The sequence below is a fragment of the uncultured Salinibacterium sp. genome, from assembly GCF_963974405.1.
Taxonomy (GTDB): domain Bacteria; phylum Actinomycetota; class Actinomycetes; order Actinomycetales; family Microbacteriaceae; genus Rhodoglobus.
Genome location: NZ_CAXBBH010000001.1, coordinates 341,370 through 357,166, shown reverse-complemented (window position 1 = coordinate 357,166; position 15,797 = coordinate 341,370). Strand labels below are relative to the sequence as shown.

The window sequence follows — 15,797 nt, the reverse complement described above, 5'->3', positions numbered from 1 at the left end:
GCGAGTGGCCAGTTTAGAGAATTCCGTGTCGTTCCCACACGGTGCGCAGCGAGTCGCCGGCGAGCAGTTCTGCCAGGACCGTCGATTCGTTGGCTGCTCGGGCGCGAGCTCGAGTCAAGATTTCGTCTTCGCGCGCCTGAGGAACCACGACCACCCCATCATCGTCCGCCATCACGAGGTCGCCGGGTGCGATCAACACTCCGCCCAACTCGACGACAACATCGGAGGCGATGACGCGCATGCGGGCACGGAAGTCGATGGGGCGACGCGAGCGCGAGAATGCCGGAAAGCCCAGTGCGGCGATCTTGTCAGTATCGCGCAGATTGCCATCCGTAATAACCCCGGACGCTTTCGCACCCATCGCGGCAGCGCTGAACAGTTCGCCCCAGAATCCTGAATCGTTGTTTTCCGCTGTCGCAATGACAATCATCTGACCGGCAGCGATGCCGTCAATGAAGTCGATCGACTCTTTGTAGGGGTCGTCGAGATCGGATTCGAGCGCCGGCGCAAAGCGAACAGTGCGGGCGCGACCGATCGCGCGCGAGCCTGGCGTGATCGGAGCAAGGCGCTGGTTCAGCACTTGATTGCGTAGCCCTGACTCATCACACGAGTCGCTGAGAATCGCGGTCGTGAGGCGCTCATCGCCGGGGTGCGGCGTAAACCCCGAGCTGTTGGTGGATGGAGTGCTAGCGGATGACATGTCCACCTCCTGGAGTAAACGGAAACCGCGCTTCGATCTCTGGAGTCAACTGGATGCCCAAGCCAGGGGCTTTCGGAGCCACGATCCCACCGTCCCGGAAGTCGACCTCTTCCACCCGCATCGCATCACGCAGCGGATTCGGCAGTGTGCAGTACTCGAAGAGCTCAACGTGGGGGTTGGCGAAAACGGTGTGCAGGTTCGCTGCGAAGGTCACGCCGCTGCCCCAGACGTGGGGAACGGTCTTTACGCCGCTGGCGTGGGCGAGTTCGGCGACTTGCGCAAAAGCTTTAGGCCCTCCAACGAAAGTGACATCGGGCTGGGCGACGTCGAGCGCATTGGCCTCGAGAAGTTGGGCGAAGTCGCGGACTGTTCCGTTGGATTCGACACCGGAGATGGGCACGTCGACGGCAGCACGCACCGCCGCGTAACCGGCCACGTCATCCGCTTGGCAGGGCTCTTCATACCAGCGGGCACCCAGCTCGGCAGCTTTGTGCCCGACTCGAATTGTTTCGTCGACGGGCCAGGGGTGAGAGGCGCAGGCCTGCACGGCATCGATCACGAATTGCACGCCCTCGGGCAGCAGCGCGGTCACGTGGTCGAGCAACGCAATGGTGGTGTCGGGGTCGGTCATCGCGCGGAACTTCACCGTGCCGAAGCCTGCCTCGATCTGTGCCGCTGCCCAGTCTGAAACCTCGCCGAAGGTCGTGCCGAGTCCGCCACTGGCGTAGGACTCGATCCAGTCGCGTTTGAGCCCGCCAAGAATGTCGTAGGCGGGCACGCCGAGGCGCTTGCTTACGGCATCCACTGCCGCGGTTTCGATCGCTCCGGCAACACCGTTGAGCATTCCGCCGCGCGCCCAGAAAGCGGTGTAGGCGCGAAGGTGGTCGGCTACTTCGAGCGGGTGGGCGAATTCTTGATTGAGAACGTAGGGCCGGAACGCATCCACGATTCCGGGCACGGCTTCGGCGGCCATGATGCCGGCGCCTGCTTCGCCGACTCCGGTTGTTCCATCAGAGAGGGTTACCTCGACGAGAGCGGCATCCCATGACCAAATGGTGCCTCCTACCCACGTGAGTTCTTCTCCTGGCTGGTACCGGTGCGAAAGCAACACTGCGCGCACGGCGGTAATGGTGAGAGCTGTATCAGTGAGTCCCATGGGAAGGGCGCCTCATTTCTAGTAGCGAGCGATAGTGGTTACCGTATCTGATCAATCGTTTGATCACAAGAGCGTCTAGACCGGATGCGAGCTCCACACCAGCACGTCGCTACAGCGCAGCAATCACGCCGGCGGCCTCAAGGTCGCCCCATAGCCCCTCGGGCATTGTCGCTCTGTAGCGCTCGATATTCGACCGCACTTGATCGCCACCGCGAGCGCCGACGACCACCGAGATGACAGCCGGATGCCGCAGAACATAAGCAATGGCGGCCTCGGGCAGCGTGACGCCGTGGGCTTCACACGCGTCGGCCACGCGATTGGCGCGCTCAAGAATCGCCGGTGGAACAGGTTCGTAGTCGAAGGTTGCGTCGGGGCTCGGGCGGTTGCGTCCAAGCAGACCAGAGTTGTAGACACCGGCGACAACGATGCCGACCTTGCGCTCCAAGGCAGTCGGCAAGAGATCGGCGAGCGCCTCGTCATCGATCAGAGTGAACCGCCCGGCACACATAACAAGGTCAACATCAGCGCGACGAATAAGCTCCGCGAGCGGTGCCGCTGCGTTCATGCCGGCGCCCACTGCTTTTACGACGCCCTGTTCGCGCAACTCGATGAGCGCACCGATTCCTTCGGTAGAGGCTTGCTCGAAGTGATCATCGGGGTCGTGCAGGTAGAGCACATCGAGGTAGTCGAGTCCGGTGCGTGCAAGCGATGCTTCGACTGACCGCAAGATGCCATCGCGGCTGAAATCCCACTGCCGTTTTGTGACGGCAGGAACAGCAAAACCTTCGTCATCCATGCGGTCTTCGCCGCCGGGGTTCGGCACGAGGAGCTTGCCGACTTTGCTCGAAATCACGTATTCGTCGCGCGGGTGGGTGCGCAATTGTTCACCAAGGCGGCGCTCGGAGAGCCCGAGCCCGTAGTGCGGCGCAGTATCGAAGTAGCGCACGCCGGCATCCCACGCTGCCGCGACGCCCTCTTCGACTTCAGCGTCGGTGGTTTCCCGGTAGAGGTTGCCCAGTTGCGCAGCTCCGAGTCCGATTTCGGTGAGTTCAAGACCCCGTTGGGTCGATCGAGTCTGCACGGAGGCTCCTCCAGAGAGTTAGCGCGCGGGTGGCGCGGTCGATTCGCGCACGACCAGCTGCGGTGCTGGGTCGGCGATGATGCGGTCTTCGGCGGTTCCGGAGTTGATGTTCTCCCACAGGCTGGCCATAGCGGCCCGGCCAAGTTCGTAGAGCGGCAGGCGCACGCAGGTGAGCGGCGGCCAGGCGATTTCTGCCGTCCAGGTGTCGTGCATGGCCACGATCGACATGTCTTCAGGAACGCGGATGCCCAACCGTCGCGCTTCGGAGAGCACACCGTGAGCGGCGTTGATGTTCGCAACAACTACTGCTGTGGGCGGGGTGGACAGCTCCGCCATCGCGTCGAGAGCCTGAGCACCCTGCTTGGGGTAATACCCGAAGGTGGTTACCAACTCGGGTTCAACGGTGAGCTTGGCATTCGCCATGGCTTCGAGGAACCCGGCAAGACGACGCTGACCCGACTCCGAGGTGGGCACACCGCCGGCGTAGCCGATGCGGGTGTGACCGAGCTCGATGAGGTGCTCTGTCGCGAGGCGCATCCCAGCTTCATCTTCAAGACGAACAGAGCCACCGCTGCCCGGGTTGATGGTGTTGATCGAGATAACGGGAAGGCCGCTATCGGTAACGGTGCGCAGGTCGTCACCACTCAAGTGGTCGCCGAATTGCACGAGAACTCCGTCGACTCGTCCCTCACCCATGAGGCGCGGGATTGATTCTTCACCCTCAGGCAAACGTTCGGTGCTCGCGATCAGCACCATGTAATCCTTGCTGCTGGCTTCTTCTTCAACACCCCGCATGAGTTCAGCGAAAATCGCGTTCGTCACTCCCGGCACGACGAGTCCAACCGCGTGAGTGCGTGACGACTTGAGCGCTCGAGCGGTGAAGTTGGGGCGATAGTTGAGTTCGCGCGCCGCTTCGTGAATACGTTGCCTGGTTGCCTCGCTCACCCGTACCCCGGGCTTGTCGCTCAGCACTCGCGATACCGCCGACACCGAGACTCCAGCGCGGGTTGCAACATCACTCAAAGTAGCCATGGTTGCCAGTGTATTCGGGCAACTAGTCGCTGGTACGTCGATTGACCAGATAAAGGTGAGTCAGCACCATCACGGTGTCACCGTGCTGGTTGATCACCGTCACCAATTCGTGCACGTAACCAACCTCATCCGGTCGCTTCGGGTGCAGCGCCATGTCGCTAATCTCTGCGGTCACCCGAATGGTGTCACCGATGAAAACAGGGCGAATGAAGCGGATGCGGTCGTAGCCGTAGCTCATTGATTGTGGGTTGATGTCGCCAGCGGTCATGCCCACCGCTACCGCGACGATGAGGGTTCCGTGCGCGATGCGCTGACCGGCTGGCTGGGTTGCCATCCATGCGGCGTCCATGTGGTGCGGAAAAAAGTCACCCGTCTGGCCGGCGTGCAACACGATGTCGGCTTCCGTGATCGTGCGGCCGACGGTTTCGCGTCGCTCCCCCACCTCGTGGTCGTCGTACCAACGGTCTTTTGTCAGCATTAGCGCACCAACCATTCTGCGACGCCAGCGTCGAGGCGTTCGCGTAGTTCGGAGAGCGAGATCTGGCCGAGTAGGGCCGAGGTCACGAGGGGCGAGACTGCATTCTGCAGTTCGATGTAGGTCGCGAACCGTGGGCGCAAGTAGGCGCCTTCGAGGGTCGCGCGAGTGCCCGTGAAGAAGTTGAGGCTGTCGGCGTTGGTGCGCTCGCTCTCCCACGCGACGGCGTTACCTGGCTGGCCACCGCCGTCGTAGTACGCTCCTGCTTGCACGTCACCCGACGCGAGCCAGAAGGCGTGTGTGATCGCGGCATCCATCGCCTGACTGCGAGACGAGACGGCGATTCCGGCTCCCCCCAGCAGCGAGCCGGCAACACCACGGGTCGAGCGCGGGATGTCAATGTACTGCAAGCGGTGCGATCGGTAGCCAGCGCGGGAGTAGTTCGTGTATCCGAAGAGCAGTGGAGCGTAAGCGAAGGTGTCGCTCTCGGCGAGAACATCAGCGACCTGAATCGGGTTGAACCCTGCATTCTCGGCCGGCACGAGTCGCGCCAGGCGGGTGAGCAGTTCCATGGCTCGCGTCAGCATGTCTTCCGAGAGAAAAACCCCGGGCGTTGTCATGGCGTCTTCGCCGAGACCAGAAGCGATAGTGACGAGGCTCGAGAACGCATCGACGGGCTTGAAGGGCCACAGCACGCGCCCCTCTTCGGCGAGCGCAATTACTTCGTCCCACGTGCTCGGCGCAGACTCGAGAAGATCGGGCCGGTAGGCGGAAACCTGGGCAGCGGCGTCGAGAGCGAGCCCCCACTGCTGGCCGAGGTGCTGGTACGACTCGTGCGAACGCCCCACCGATTGGGTGGCCAAGGTGGCGAGTTCTGCATCGAATCCGCGTCCATTGAGCGGAGCGAAGAGCTTCTCTTCCGCCGCAACAGGAATGTGCGGATGATCGATGACGAGCAGATCGTAGTTCTCCACGAGACTCTGCAGATCCTGATCGGCAAAAGCCTGGAGCGAGCGGTACTCCCACTGCACCTCAACCTCAGGAGCGACCGAGCGATACGCTTCGGCGGCCTTCACGACGCTGCCGTAGCCGCGCTCGTGCTCCCAGGTCATTCCGCGAAGGATGGTCGGGCTCATGCGCTTGCCTTTCTGGCCGGGAACTCTGCTCGCACTCGGTCGTTGTCTTGCCCGAGGGTGGGGGCCGCTTTACTGCTCGTGAGGATCTGGCCGTCAACGCGGATGGGACTGCGGGTCGTGAAGAGTTCGTTGCCTCCGCGGGTGACGGGCTGCGTCATCCGAATCGCTTCGAATCCGCCGGAGGCGAGCAGTTCGTCGAGCGTGAGAACTGGAGCACACCACACATCGCCAGCGTCGAGGACGTCGAGCCACTGCTGGGTCGTGCCTGTCGCGAAGCGTGCCGCGAGAAGCTCTTCGACGTACTCTTGGCGATCCCAGGCAAGCTGCGGATCGTGCATCTCACTGAGTTCTGGCATGCCGAGAAGATCGCCGAGTTTGGGCAGCGGATTCATCGCCATCGCGATGTAACCATCTGTGGTGGGATAGGTGCCGTAGGGCGCGGCGAGGAAGGCGTGGGCCGAGTGCTCGCCGTGACGCTGCACCGTAATGCTGTCGTCGTTGAGCTTGGTGCTCAGCAGCTCGAACTGCAGGTCGAGCATCGCTTCGAGGAGGCTCGTCTGCACAAGCCCACCCTTGCCGGTGCGGAACTTGCGCACGAGAAGAGCCGTGACCCCCTGCGCAATGTGGCAGCTCATCAGGTGGTCAGCGATCGACAAACCGACGGGCACAGGACCGTCAGTCTTCGAGCCATTGAGCCACGGGATGCCCGACATCGCTTGAGCGAGGAGGTCTTGCCCTGGGCGATCTTTCCACGGCCCCTCTTCGCCGTAGCCGGTCGCGCTGGCGTAGACGATGCCGGGGTTGATGGCGCGCACAGATTCAAAGTCGAGGCCGATGCGCTCCATGACGCCGGGGCGGAAGTTCTGGATGATCACGTCAGCGCGCTCAACGAGTTCTTTCACGTAGGCGAGATCGTCGGCCACCTTGAGGTCAGCGGTGATGGACTCCTTGTTGCGGTTCATCGCATGGAACGAAACAGTGTCGCCGTCGAACTCGCGACCGGCAAAGGCGAGAGTGCGGCCGATGTCGCCGGTGCCGGGTCGTTCGACCTTGATAACGCGGGCACCGAGGTCGGCAAGTCGAAGTGCTGCAACAGGTCCGGCCAGAAACTGACTGAAGTCCAGAACGAGAATTCCCTCGAGCGGGAGTTCAGAGGGCGCAGACTCCGTTGGTGCGCCGTTGCGGTGATTCATTGCCGGTCAGCCTTCTGTTGTACTCGTGAACAATCGTTTGATCATGCTAGTATGGCGCAGAAATAGGCGCAAGGGAACCAGTGCCATCCACCGGCTCATCAACAACATCCAGTGGCTCATCACCCTCGCGCACCACCAATCGCAAAGGAGCGCACCAGTGCTGAGCGTGAGTTATGTTGGCGAGCAACGCCTTGAGGTCAACGAATACGAACCGAAGCCTCCAGCAGCTGGTGATGTTCAAATTGCCGTCGCCTACAACGGTCTCTGCGGCACCGATATGCACATCCTGCACGGCAACATGGATGCTCGAGTACAGATGCCCCTCACTTTCGGCCACGAGATGAGCGGCACCATTTCCGCCCTCGGCAACGGCGTTGACGGCTGGAACGTTGGCGACCACGTCACCGTCATGCCCCTCTGGTGGGACAACACGTGCCCCGCCTGCCTCGCCGGCAATCAGCACATTTGCCAGAACCTTGAGTTCATCGGCATCGATTCCCCCGGCGCCCTTCAGGGAAAGTGGAATGTTCCCGCCGAAACGCTTGTGGCCCTCCCGCCCGAGCTGCGCCTCGATCACGCCGCGCTCGTTGAGCCTGCTGCGGTTGCGGTGCATGATGTTCGCCGTTCGGGGCTCGCGCCCGGAGACAAGGCCGTGATTATCGGCGGTGGTCCGATTGGTGTGCTCATCGCATCCGTCGCCCGCGAATTTGGTGCCGAGGTTGTCGTCATCGAGATCGACGCCGGTCGCCGCGCCCAGATTGACGCGCTCGGCTTCACGACTATTAGCCCCCTCGAGGTCGACCAGGTTGCGTGGGTCAACGAGTGGACCGCGGATGCCGGTGCCGACGTTGTCTTCGAAGTCTCGGGTGCTGCGGCTGCCGTGCTTGGTGCCACCGACCTCGCGAAGGTGCGCGGAACTCTCGTCGTCGTCGCGATTCACCCGACACCGCGCGAGATCAACCTGCAGCGCGTCTTCTGGCGCGAACTCACGATTCTGGGGGCGCGCGTTTACCAACGCACCGACTTCGAAAAGGCTATTGAGCTGGTCGACAGCGGCGTCATCCCCGCCGAGTTGCTCATCACGCGCATTGTGCCGCTGTCGCAGACCAGCGAAGCGTTTGCTGACCTTGCCGCGGGCAAAGCGATGAAAATTCTCGTGGATGTGGCGGGCCAGAAGTGAGCGCGAACCACGAGGGCAACCCCTTGACCGGCATGTTTGACCTGACCGGAAGCACCGCAGTCGTCACGGGCGCACGGCGTGGAATCGGCTTCGCCATGGCCGAGGCACTCGCCGCCGCCGGCGCCAACATTATCGGCGTGAGCGCAACCATCGAGGCTTCGGGCAGCGACATCGAGAAGGCGGTCACCTCGTATGGCCGCACCTTCGAGGGCATCGCGTGCGACTTTGCCGACCCGGATGCCGTAGCCGCGTTCGGCGAGACTCTCGCGACCCGCAACGTGGACATCCTCGTCAACAATGCCGGAACCATCGAGCGCGCCCCTGCCGCCGAGCACCCTACCGAGCTGTGGGATCGCGTTATTCAGGTGAACCTGTCGAGCCAGTTCACCCTCACGCAGGCCATTGCTCGCTCGATGATTGAGCGTGGCCGCGGCAAGATCATCTTCACGGCATCGCTGCTCAGCTTTCAGGGCGGCATCAACGTGCCCGGCTACACGGCAGCGAAGTCGGGCATCGCCGGCCTCACCAAGGCACTCTCGAACGAGTGGGCCAGCAAGGGCATCACCGTGAACGCGATCGCCCCCGGCTACATCGCCACCGACAACACCCAGGCGCTGCAAGACGACCCCGACCGCTCGAAGGCAATCCTCGACCGCATCCCCGCTGGTCGTTGGGGCGTCGGCAGCGACCTCGCGGGTGCCACCGTGTTCCTCGCCTCGCGCTCCTCCGACTACGTCTCGGGCGCCATCCTCAACGTGGATGGCGGCTGGCTCGGCCGCTAGTCCTTACGCACACGCTGTTGGCATCCATCCTCGTCGGTGGGTGCCAACAGTTGTTTTTGAGTATGGCCGAAATGTAAAAGGACGGAACGTACTGATCTCCCGAAATCGGCTAGTAATGGTCCGTCTGACGATCGGCTTGCGGCACACTGCCAGAACTGCCGCAGCAACGAGCAGCATGGGCAAATAGTCAATCGAATCGAGGAGATTGGTAGCGTGCTAAAGATCGCTGAGAGAAATTTCAATCGGTAGATCACCGAGTGATGTGCTCGCTCCAGAAGTCATCATCTGCCCAATTCTTAGGAATACCCATGCTCGCGAGGTTCATGGGTGGGCGAGTGCTCACGAGATCGTAGAGTCGTTGCGCCCAAGCGCTCCGGGGTGACACCACATCGAGCACTGACTGGAGTGCTAGAAGCACTGGGTATAGACGTTTTTCCGAGCGCGCAGGGAGAGCGTTGTCGCCCTTCAGCCAAGAGATTCCGCGCGAGTTTGGGACCGCTGGGTAGACGCCAAGACCGACGTTCCAGAGGCGACCGTGGTGAGCGCAAATGTTCCGGGCACGCACAAAGGTTCGCATCCAAGACACAAGTACTGGCTCGGTCAGCCCGATGCTGGCCGCCACCGCGGTCCTGTCGGCGCGCAGTTTCAGGTTCTTGATCGTGTTGTTGAGCTGGCCGATCGTGAGGGATTCGACGACGAGCCATGACGGCGGCAATTCAGGAGTTGCGTAGGTCAGCAAATAGTGTTCGAGGGCGGAACGGTGGGCCACCGCACGGTCGCCCGACGGGAGCGCTTCTCCTCCTGGGGCCTGAACCACCCCCACCGACTCAGGCTCGCCTTCAAGCTTGTCATCCGAAGCCGTCTGCACGATCTGCAGCAGGCCTCGGTGTTTGGAGCCGCTCGTAAAGTGCACGGGATTGACATACCAGTGCGGATCGTCGTACTTAGTTGACATATGATCGGACAGCGCTGCGCGGATCGCGACCTCGACGCGCTCCAATGCGTCCATGACAAGCAGTCGAAGTGCTCGGTCAAAGACGTAAAGGTCCAGTACGTCGTCGAAGTTAGTCCCGTCGCGGAAAAGATGATCCGGCTGTCCGTGCTGGAACGGGATTGTGTATGGCGAGAGGCGGAAGTAGCCAATATGTCGAAGGTACCGTGAGGCCCGATCCCGATCGGGAATCATTAAGCCGCGCTCCTCGAGCTGATCGACGAGTTTATCGAGGCTCAACGCCTTTTTGTCGTAATGGAGACTGCCACGTGGGCGCAATGGCCGACGCTGTCGGGACATCGGGGGCTCCTCCTTAACAAAAAAATCTCCCAAGTGCGCATCCAAGAGAGGCGTGGGAGATGTAGTAATTTGAGGTTAGCACAAACACATGCCGCGCAGTGTTTGTTAGTTGCCCGTCATCGTTTTGAACACCTTAATTGCTGCAGCGTGGATCTCGCGTTCGAAGGTGCCGATCGGTTTTTGAAGGTTCTCTTGCTGGGGACTGACCGGGTCGGGGCACGAGTTTACTAACGTGTCCATTGGATTTCTTCCGTCAGTCGTTTAGCGGGCGATGTGGCTGATGGCGGGCGAGATAGCTCGTTGCGCTTGTTCGTTAGTCCAACGCGCGACTTCCACGGGACGAGCGTCGAGGCGAGGGCCCGACACGACCTCGCGGTTGGAACCGTGTTCCTCGCCTCGCGCTCCTCCGACTACGTCTCGGGCGCCATCCTCAACGTGGATGGCGGCTGGCTCGGCCGCTAAACCTCACGCGCATACTGTTGGCATCCATCCTCGTCGGTGGGTACCAACAGTTGTTTCTGGAGTTCGGCCGCCTAACTCAGTCCTTGCCGATAACCGCTTCGGGCCGCAGGTCGAGGCGGCGCAAGAGCTGAGCGTTCGCCGCAACAACAACGGTTGAGGCCGACATGAGCAGTGCTCCGACGGAGATCGGCAAGACGAAGCCGATGGGGGCGAGCACTCCAGCGGCGAGGGGAACCGAAATGAGGTTGTAGCCGGCGGCCCACCACAGGTTTTGGCGCATCTTGGCGTAGCTGCGCCGCGAGAGTTCGAACACGGCGAGCACCGAGCGCGGGTCATCGCTCGCGAGAACAACACCGGCTGAAGCAATCGCCACGTCCGTTCCGGCACCGATCGCGATTCCGACATCCGCTTGGGCAAGCGCTGGCGCATCGTTCACGCCATCACCCACCATCGCGACGGTGCCGCCCGCCTTCTGCAGTTCGGCAACCTTGCTGGCTTTGTCTTCCGGATGCACGCCCGAGAACACCTTGTCGATACCGAGCTCTGCGGCCACCGACTGTGCAACAGCATCCGCATCTCCCGTGATCATCACGACTGTGACGCCCTGCGCGTGCAGGGCATCGATCGCTTGGCGCGAGTCTTCGCGCACCTCATCCGCGAGACCGATTGCGCCGATCACGTGACCGTCAGAGAGCACGTGCAGAATGATCGCGCCGGCATCCGCCCACTCGGTTGTGACCTCAATTGCCTTCTGGTCGTGCTGACGCAGCATGCTCGGCCCGCCCACGCTGATCGTCGCACCATCAACAGACGCTTCGACGCCAACACCGCTCGACGAGCTGAAGTTTGAGGCAGTGACCCGTTCGAGCTCGCGGTCGCGCGAGGCCGCCACAATCGCCTTTGCGAGCGGATGCTCACTGTCGTACTCAGCAGCGGCAGCGAGTCGAAGCACCTGGTCTTCACTCGCATCCCCGACCCCCGCGACGTGCGTCACGGCGGGTTCGCCCTTCGTGAGGGTGCCCGTCTTGTCAAAGAGAACGGTGTCGACCTTGCGCATTGTTTCGAGCGCAATGCGGTCTTTCACGAGCACCCCGGCTCGTGCCGCGCGCTCGGTCGAAATCGAGACGACGAGCGGGATGGCGAGGCCAAGAGCGTGTGGGCAGGCGATGACGAGCACGGTGATGGTGCGCACGATGGCATCGTCGGGGCTGCCCACGAGAGTCCACACGGTTGCGGTGATCGCGGCGGCAACGAGTGCGAACCAGAACAGCCAGCCAGCGGCGGTGTCGGCGATGCGCTGAGCGGGCGACGATGAACTCTGCGCCGTTTCGACAAGTTTCGTGATGCCCGCGAGCGCCGTATCATCGCCAATCGCGGTGACCTTCACGCGGATCGAGTTATCGGTGGCCACGGTTCCCGCCACGACGCGGTCGCCCTCGCCGCGTGTAACCGGCTGCGACTCTCCCGTGATCATCGACTCATCCACTTCGGCCGAACCGTCAATCACTTCACCGTCGGCGGGCACTCGTCCGCCAGGGCGCACGATTACGACATCGCCAACCACGAGGTCAGACGGATGCACGGTGACGAAGTCATCCCCCTCAACCTTCTCCGCTTCATCCGGAAGCAACGCGGCGAGCGAGTCGAGTGCACTCGAGGTTTGAGCCAGCGACCGCATCTCTACCCAGTGGCCGAGCAACATCACGACGATGAGCAGCGCAAGCTCCCACCAGAAGTCGAGTTCGTGCGCAATCAGCTCGAGCGTGGATGCCCACGAAGCGACAAACGCGACAGTGATCGCGAGCGAGATTAGGAGCATCATTCCCGGCTGGCGCGATTTCAGTTCAGAGAAGCCGCCCGTGAGGAAGGGCTTGCCGCCCCAGAAATACATGACGGTACCGAGCACGGGCGAGATCCACGGGATGAGCGCAAGGTCGGGAAGCGTGTAGCCCACGATCTGCGCAAACATCATGCTGAAAGCCGTGACGGGCACGGCGATCACCAGCATGATCCAGAACAGCCGACGGAACTGAGCAACGTGATGAGAGTGGTCCATGCGCGCCACACTATACCCCTAGAGGGTATCCATCAACCCATTGAAGGCCACTCCCAGCTACCGTAGAGCCGTGACCACATTCAGCGAAGAAACCGTGTCCGCAGTCCTCGCCCACATGAACAGCGACCACAACGATGACAATCTGCTCATCGTTCGTGCGTTCGCGGGATCTGCCGCAATCTCAGCAGCCATGGTGTCCCTCGACGGCAGCGAAGGCACCTGGCAGTACTCCGATGTCGACGGCATTGAACATCACGTCACCGTGCCGTGGAGCACCGAGATTAGCGAGCGCGCGGAGATCCGCCAGGAGATCGTGAAACTCTACGACGCTGCGTGTGACAAGTTGGGCGTCGACGCTCGACCGCACAGCTAGTAGCGTTGCGGCATCCACTTCACGTTTCACCCTCCCCTGCTCTAGCCAAATAGCACCGAGGAGGAGTACGAATAAGGAGCAGCATCGCGCACACACCTCGTGCGCCCGCAAGGGGGAAGAAATCATGACCCGATCACCCAACCGCATGATTGGCTCAATCGTCGGAGCCTTCTTTGTGCTCATCGGGCTGCTGGGTTTCACCGTCACGGGCGGTGTAGGTTTCTTCGACACCGAAGGCGGACTGCTCGCCGACCTCTTCCAAGTGAACGTTTTCCACAACGTTATCCACATCTTAATTGGTGCGGCGCTGGTGCTAGCAGCACTCTCCAACCGTGCTGCGGCGAGAGCCGCCAACTCCGGGCTCGGCTTTGCCCTGCTCGTGCTCGGGTTCGCCGGACTGCTGCTCATCGGATCAGAATTCAACGTTCTGGCGCTCAATGCCGCCGACAATGTTCTGCACTTTGCGGCCGCTGTCGTACTGCTGCTCGTCGGTATCGGCGCCGACAGCCGCGCCACTGGCGTGAGCGTCTAGCCAGCTACCCGCTCACGAAGGTAGCTAGCTGCGCACTGAGCGCAGCGTCACCAGCGTGATCGTGATCGCGACCGCCATCAGCGCTACGGCGACCCACGACGTGGTGACGACTCCCGAGTCGAAGGCGTGACGGGCGGAGTCCAGCAGCTGCTCCCCCACACCGGCCGGCGCCGACGACGCGACCTCAACAGCACCGCCCAGCGTTTCGCGCGCTGCGGTCGAATCGGTAGCGTTGAGCCCCTCCGGAATCTCAATGGTCGAGCGGTACGACGCGGTCAGGATGCTCCCTAGTACCGCGGTTCCCAGCACTGCGCCGAGCTCGTAAGCGGTCTCTGAGACTCCGGATGCCGCTCCCGCTTTGTCTGGAGTCACGCTCGAAATGATGAGGTCGTTCGAGAGGGTCTCGGCCGAACCGATGCCGGCCCCAAGAACACAGAACGCCACGATGTAGCTCAGCACCGTGGCATCGCTACCGGTCAGTGCAATGGAGCCATACGCGAGCAGTGACAGCGTGAGTCCGCCCGCCATCAGGTATCCCGGTCGCACGAAACGCACGAGTGGAACCACCGCGAGCCCCGCCACAATGATCACGAGAATGCCGGGCGTCAGAGCAAGAGCAGCGTCGAACGGGCTCAATCCTTCCACCAGCTGAAGGTGCTGGGTGAGGAAGAAAAGCAGGCCAAGCAACGAGAACACGCTCACGAGGTTCACGAGCACGGCACCACTGAACGAGGGCACGCGAAAGAGTTGCATATCGAGCATCGGATTGGCTTGCCCGAGCAGCCGGCGCACAAAGAAAAAGCCGGACAGCGCCGCAATTACTAACAGGACAACGGGCAGCACTCCCACACCCTCGGTCGCGAGTTCTTTGATCGCGTACACCGCCGGGCCGAGCGTGAGAATCGACAACAGTATGCTGCCCAGGTCAAACGGTCCGGGGGTGGGATCCTTCGACTCGGGAATCAAGACGGGCGCGAAGATCAGCAGCGGCAGCAGGAACGGCACAGCGACGAGAAACACCGATCCCCACCAGAAGTTCTCCAGCAGCACTCCCCCGACGAGCGGCCCAATGGCGGAACCCGCTGAGAACCCTGCGGCCCAAATCGCAATCGCGAGGCGCCGCTGACGGCGATCCGCAAACAGCGAGCGAAGCAACGACAGCGTGGAGGGCATGAGCATCGCGCCAAAGACGCCCAACAGAATGCGCGCGAGAACAAGCGAGGTGGCGTCGGGAGCGAACGCCGCGAGCACCGAAACGATTCCGAATCCTGAGGCACCGATGAGCAGCAGACGACGACGGCCAAAGCGATCGCCAAGGTTGCCCGTCCCTACCAACAACGCGGCCAATACCAGCGGATAAACGTCAACAATCCAGAGTTGGGCAACCGCGCTCGGGCGCAGATCGCGGGCAATGCTCGGCAGGGCAAAGCTCAGCACGGTGTTGTCGATCGACACCAACAGCGTCGGCAGCATCAGCACACCCAGCGCGAACCACTGCTTAGTCGTTGCCATCACCTGGGGCTGTTCAGTTGCACTCACGTGCTCACGATACAGTCCCGCGGAATACCCAACTTTCGGATGATGTTTCGCCCAATTCGGCTTCGCTAGAGTGAGGGATACCTAACCCCGCTTTCGCTAGGAGACCCCGTGGCCGTCATTCCGTTCTCGCAGGCTCTTCGCGAGCGCACCTGGTCAAGCCACGGCGACAGCGAGGGCGCCGACTTCATGAAAGACCTCATGACGGGCAAGGGAACCCGCGATGACTACATCGCCCTCGTCGCTCAGCACTACTTCATTTACGAAGCAATCGAAGCGGCCGCCGAGCAGTTCTCCACAGACCCCGTAGCGGCGCCGTTCATCACGTCCCAGCTCACGCGCCTTCCCGCGATCGAAGCCGACCTCGAGTTCTTGATCGGTGCCAACTGGCGCGATCAGATCACCGCGCTGCCCACCGCAGCCGCCTATGCCGCTCGCGTGCGCGAGATCGCTGCCCAGAACTGGGCTGGCGGCTTCATCGCCCACCACTACACCCGCTACCTCGGTGATCTCTCGGGCGGTCAGATCATCCGCACCATCATGCAACGCCAGTTCGGTTTCGAAACCAACGGTGTCGGCTTCTACCTGTTCGACGAGATCGCGAAGCCCAAAGAGTTCAAAAACACGTACCGCGACCAGCTCGATGCTGTCGAGTGGGATGACGCTGAACGCGACCGAGTCATTGAAGAAGTGCTCGCCGCGTACCAGTTCAACACCGACCTATTCATCGACCTGTCGCGCGCGAAAGCGGCCGCCTAGCCTGCCGCGCGGGTCGTGTCGCCGAACCGGCACGGCCCGCCTTGGGCAACCTC

The 15,797-nt window shown here is 62.0% G+C and carries 17 protein-coding genes; 6 read left to right on the top strand and 11 right to left on the bottom strand.

Annotated elements, in window-relative coordinates; all coding sequences use genetic code 11:
• Nucleotides 1–13: 13 nt before the first annotated feature.
• The 7 genes from AACZ26_RS01700 to AACZ26_RS01670 all read right to left on the bottom strand — a co-directional run bounded on the left by AACZ26_RS01700 (nt 14) and on the right by AACZ26_RS01670 (nt 6,773).
• Nucleotides 14–700 carry an RraA family protein gene (locus AACZ26_RS01700; protein WP_339618619.1) on the bottom strand — a complete coding sequence of 229 codons (687 nt, stop codon included), beginning with the start codon at nt 698–700 and terminating at the stop codon, nt 14–16.
• A complete protein-coding gene (locus tag AACZ26_RS01695; protein WP_339618618.1) occupies nt 687–1,856 on the bottom strand; it encodes a mandelate racemase/muconate lactonizing enzyme family protein in 1,170 nt (389 codons plus the stop codon). The genes AACZ26_RS01700 and AACZ26_RS01695 overlap by 14 nt, the downstream gene beginning before the upstream one ends.
• Before the next feature lie 109 nt (nt 1,857–1,965).
• Nucleotides 1,966–2,937, bottom strand: a complete 972-nt coding sequence (locus tag AACZ26_RS01690) for an aldo/keto reductase (RefSeq protein WP_339618617.1) — start codon at nt 2,935–2,937, stop codon at nt 1,966–1,968.
• Between the two features lie 18 nt (nt 2,938–2,955).
• Nucleotides 2,956–3,969, bottom strand: a complete 1,014-nt coding sequence (locus tag AACZ26_RS01685) for a LacI family DNA-binding transcriptional regulator (protein WP_339618616.1) — start codon at nt 3,967–3,969, stop codon at nt 2,956–2,958.
• Between the two features lie 22 nt (nt 3,970–3,991).
• Complete coding sequence (locus tag AACZ26_RS01680) at nt 3,992–4,447, bottom strand: MaoC/PaaZ C-terminal domain-containing protein (RefSeq protein WP_339618615.1); 456 nt, start codon at nt 4,445–4,447, stop codon at nt 3,992–3,994.
• The gene (locus tag AACZ26_RS01675; RefSeq protein ID WP_339618614.1) at nt 4,447–5,580 is read right to left on the bottom strand and encodes an extracellular solute-binding protein; all 1,134 of its coding nucleotides are present in this window, start codon (nt 5,578–5,580) and stop codon (nt 4,447–4,449) included. Before AACZ26_RS01675 ends, AACZ26_RS01680 begins: the two co-directional genes overlap by 1 nt.
• Nucleotides 5,577–6,773 (bottom strand): CaiB/BaiF CoA-transferase family protein, encoded by a 1,197-nt coding sequence (locus AACZ26_RS01670; protein WP_339618613.1) that lies wholly within the window; start codon nt 6,771–6,773, stop codon nt 5,577–5,579. Before AACZ26_RS01670 ends, AACZ26_RS01675 begins: the two co-directional genes overlap by 4 nt.
• 43 nt (nt 6,774–6,816) lie before the next feature.
• On the opposite strand from AACZ26_RS01670, the gene AACZ26_RS01665 reads away from it, so the two are divergent.
• Nucleotides 6,817–7,953 (top strand): alcohol dehydrogenase catalytic domain-containing protein, encoded by a 1,137-nt coding sequence (locus tag AACZ26_RS01665; RefSeq protein ID WP_339618611.1) that lies wholly within the window; start codon nt 6,817–6,819, stop codon nt 7,951–7,953.
• 32 nt (nt 7,954–7,985) lie between these two features.
• Nucleotides 7,986–8,735, top strand: coding sequence for an SDR family oxidoreductase (locus tag AACZ26_RS01660; RefSeq protein ID WP_339620613.1), 750 nt, complete (start codon nt 7,986–7,988; stop codon nt 8,733–8,735).
• A gap of 250 nt (nt 8,736–8,985) precedes the next feature.
• On the opposite strand, the gene AACZ26_RS01655 is transcribed toward AACZ26_RS01660, so the two are convergent.
• A complete protein-coding gene (locus AACZ26_RS01655; protein WP_339618610.1) occupies nt 8,986–9,966 on the bottom strand; it encodes an Abi family protein in 981 nt (326 codons plus the stop codon).
• A gap of 165 nt (nt 9,967–10,131) precedes the next feature.
• Complete coding sequence (locus AACZ26_RS01650) at nt 10,132–10,266, bottom strand: hypothetical protein (RefSeq protein ID WP_339618609.1); 135 nt, start codon at nt 10,264–10,266, stop codon at nt 10,132–10,134.
• A 66-nt stretch (nt 10,267–10,332) separates the two neighbouring features.
• Here AACZ26_RS01650 and AACZ26_RS01645 point away from each other — a divergent pair, with 66 nt between their 5' ends.
• Nucleotides 10,333–10,488, top strand: coding sequence for a hypothetical protein (locus tag AACZ26_RS01645; protein ID WP_339618608.1), 156 nt, complete (start codon nt 10,333–10,335; stop codon nt 10,486–10,488).
• Between the two features lie 76 nt (nt 10,489–10,564).
• Here AACZ26_RS01645 and AACZ26_RS01640 read toward each other — a convergent pair whose 3' ends face one another.
• Nucleotides 10,565–12,544: a heavy metal translocating P-type ATPase gene (locus AACZ26_RS01640; protein WP_339618607.1), complete on the bottom strand. Its 1,980-nt coding sequence runs from the start codon at nt 12,542–12,544 to the stop codon at nt 10,565–10,567.
• A gap of 70 nt (nt 12,545–12,614) precedes the next feature.
• Between AACZ26_RS01640 and AACZ26_RS01635 the strand changes: the two genes are divergently transcribed.
• Complete coding sequence (locus tag AACZ26_RS01635; RefSeq protein WP_339618605.1) at nt 12,615–12,917, top strand: DUF2470 domain-containing protein; 303 nt, start codon at nt 12,615–12,617, stop codon at nt 12,915–12,917.
• A gap of 124 nt (nt 12,918–13,041) precedes the next feature.
• Nucleotides 13,042–13,449, top strand: coding sequence for a DUF4383 domain-containing protein (locus AACZ26_RS01630; RefSeq protein ID WP_339618604.1), 408 nt, complete (start codon nt 13,042–13,044; stop codon nt 13,447–13,449).
• Between the two features lie 24 nt (nt 13,450–13,473).
• Here the strand turns inward: AACZ26_RS01630 and AACZ26_RS01625 are convergent, their stop codons facing one another.
• Nucleotides 13,474–14,961 carry an MFS transporter gene (locus AACZ26_RS01625; RefSeq protein WP_339620612.1) on the bottom strand — a complete coding sequence of 496 codons (1,488 nt, stop codon included), beginning with the start codon at nt 14,959–14,961 and terminating at the stop codon, nt 13,474–13,476.
• Between the two features lie 135 nt (nt 14,962–15,096).
• On the opposite strand from AACZ26_RS01625, the gene AACZ26_RS01620 reads away from it, so the two are divergent.
• Entirely contained in the window at nt 15,097–15,744 is a 648-nt protein-coding gene (locus tag AACZ26_RS01620) for a heme oxygenase (biliverdin-producing) (RefSeq protein ID WP_100387841.1), read from the top strand.
• Nucleotides 15,745–15,797: the final 53 nt, after the last annotated feature.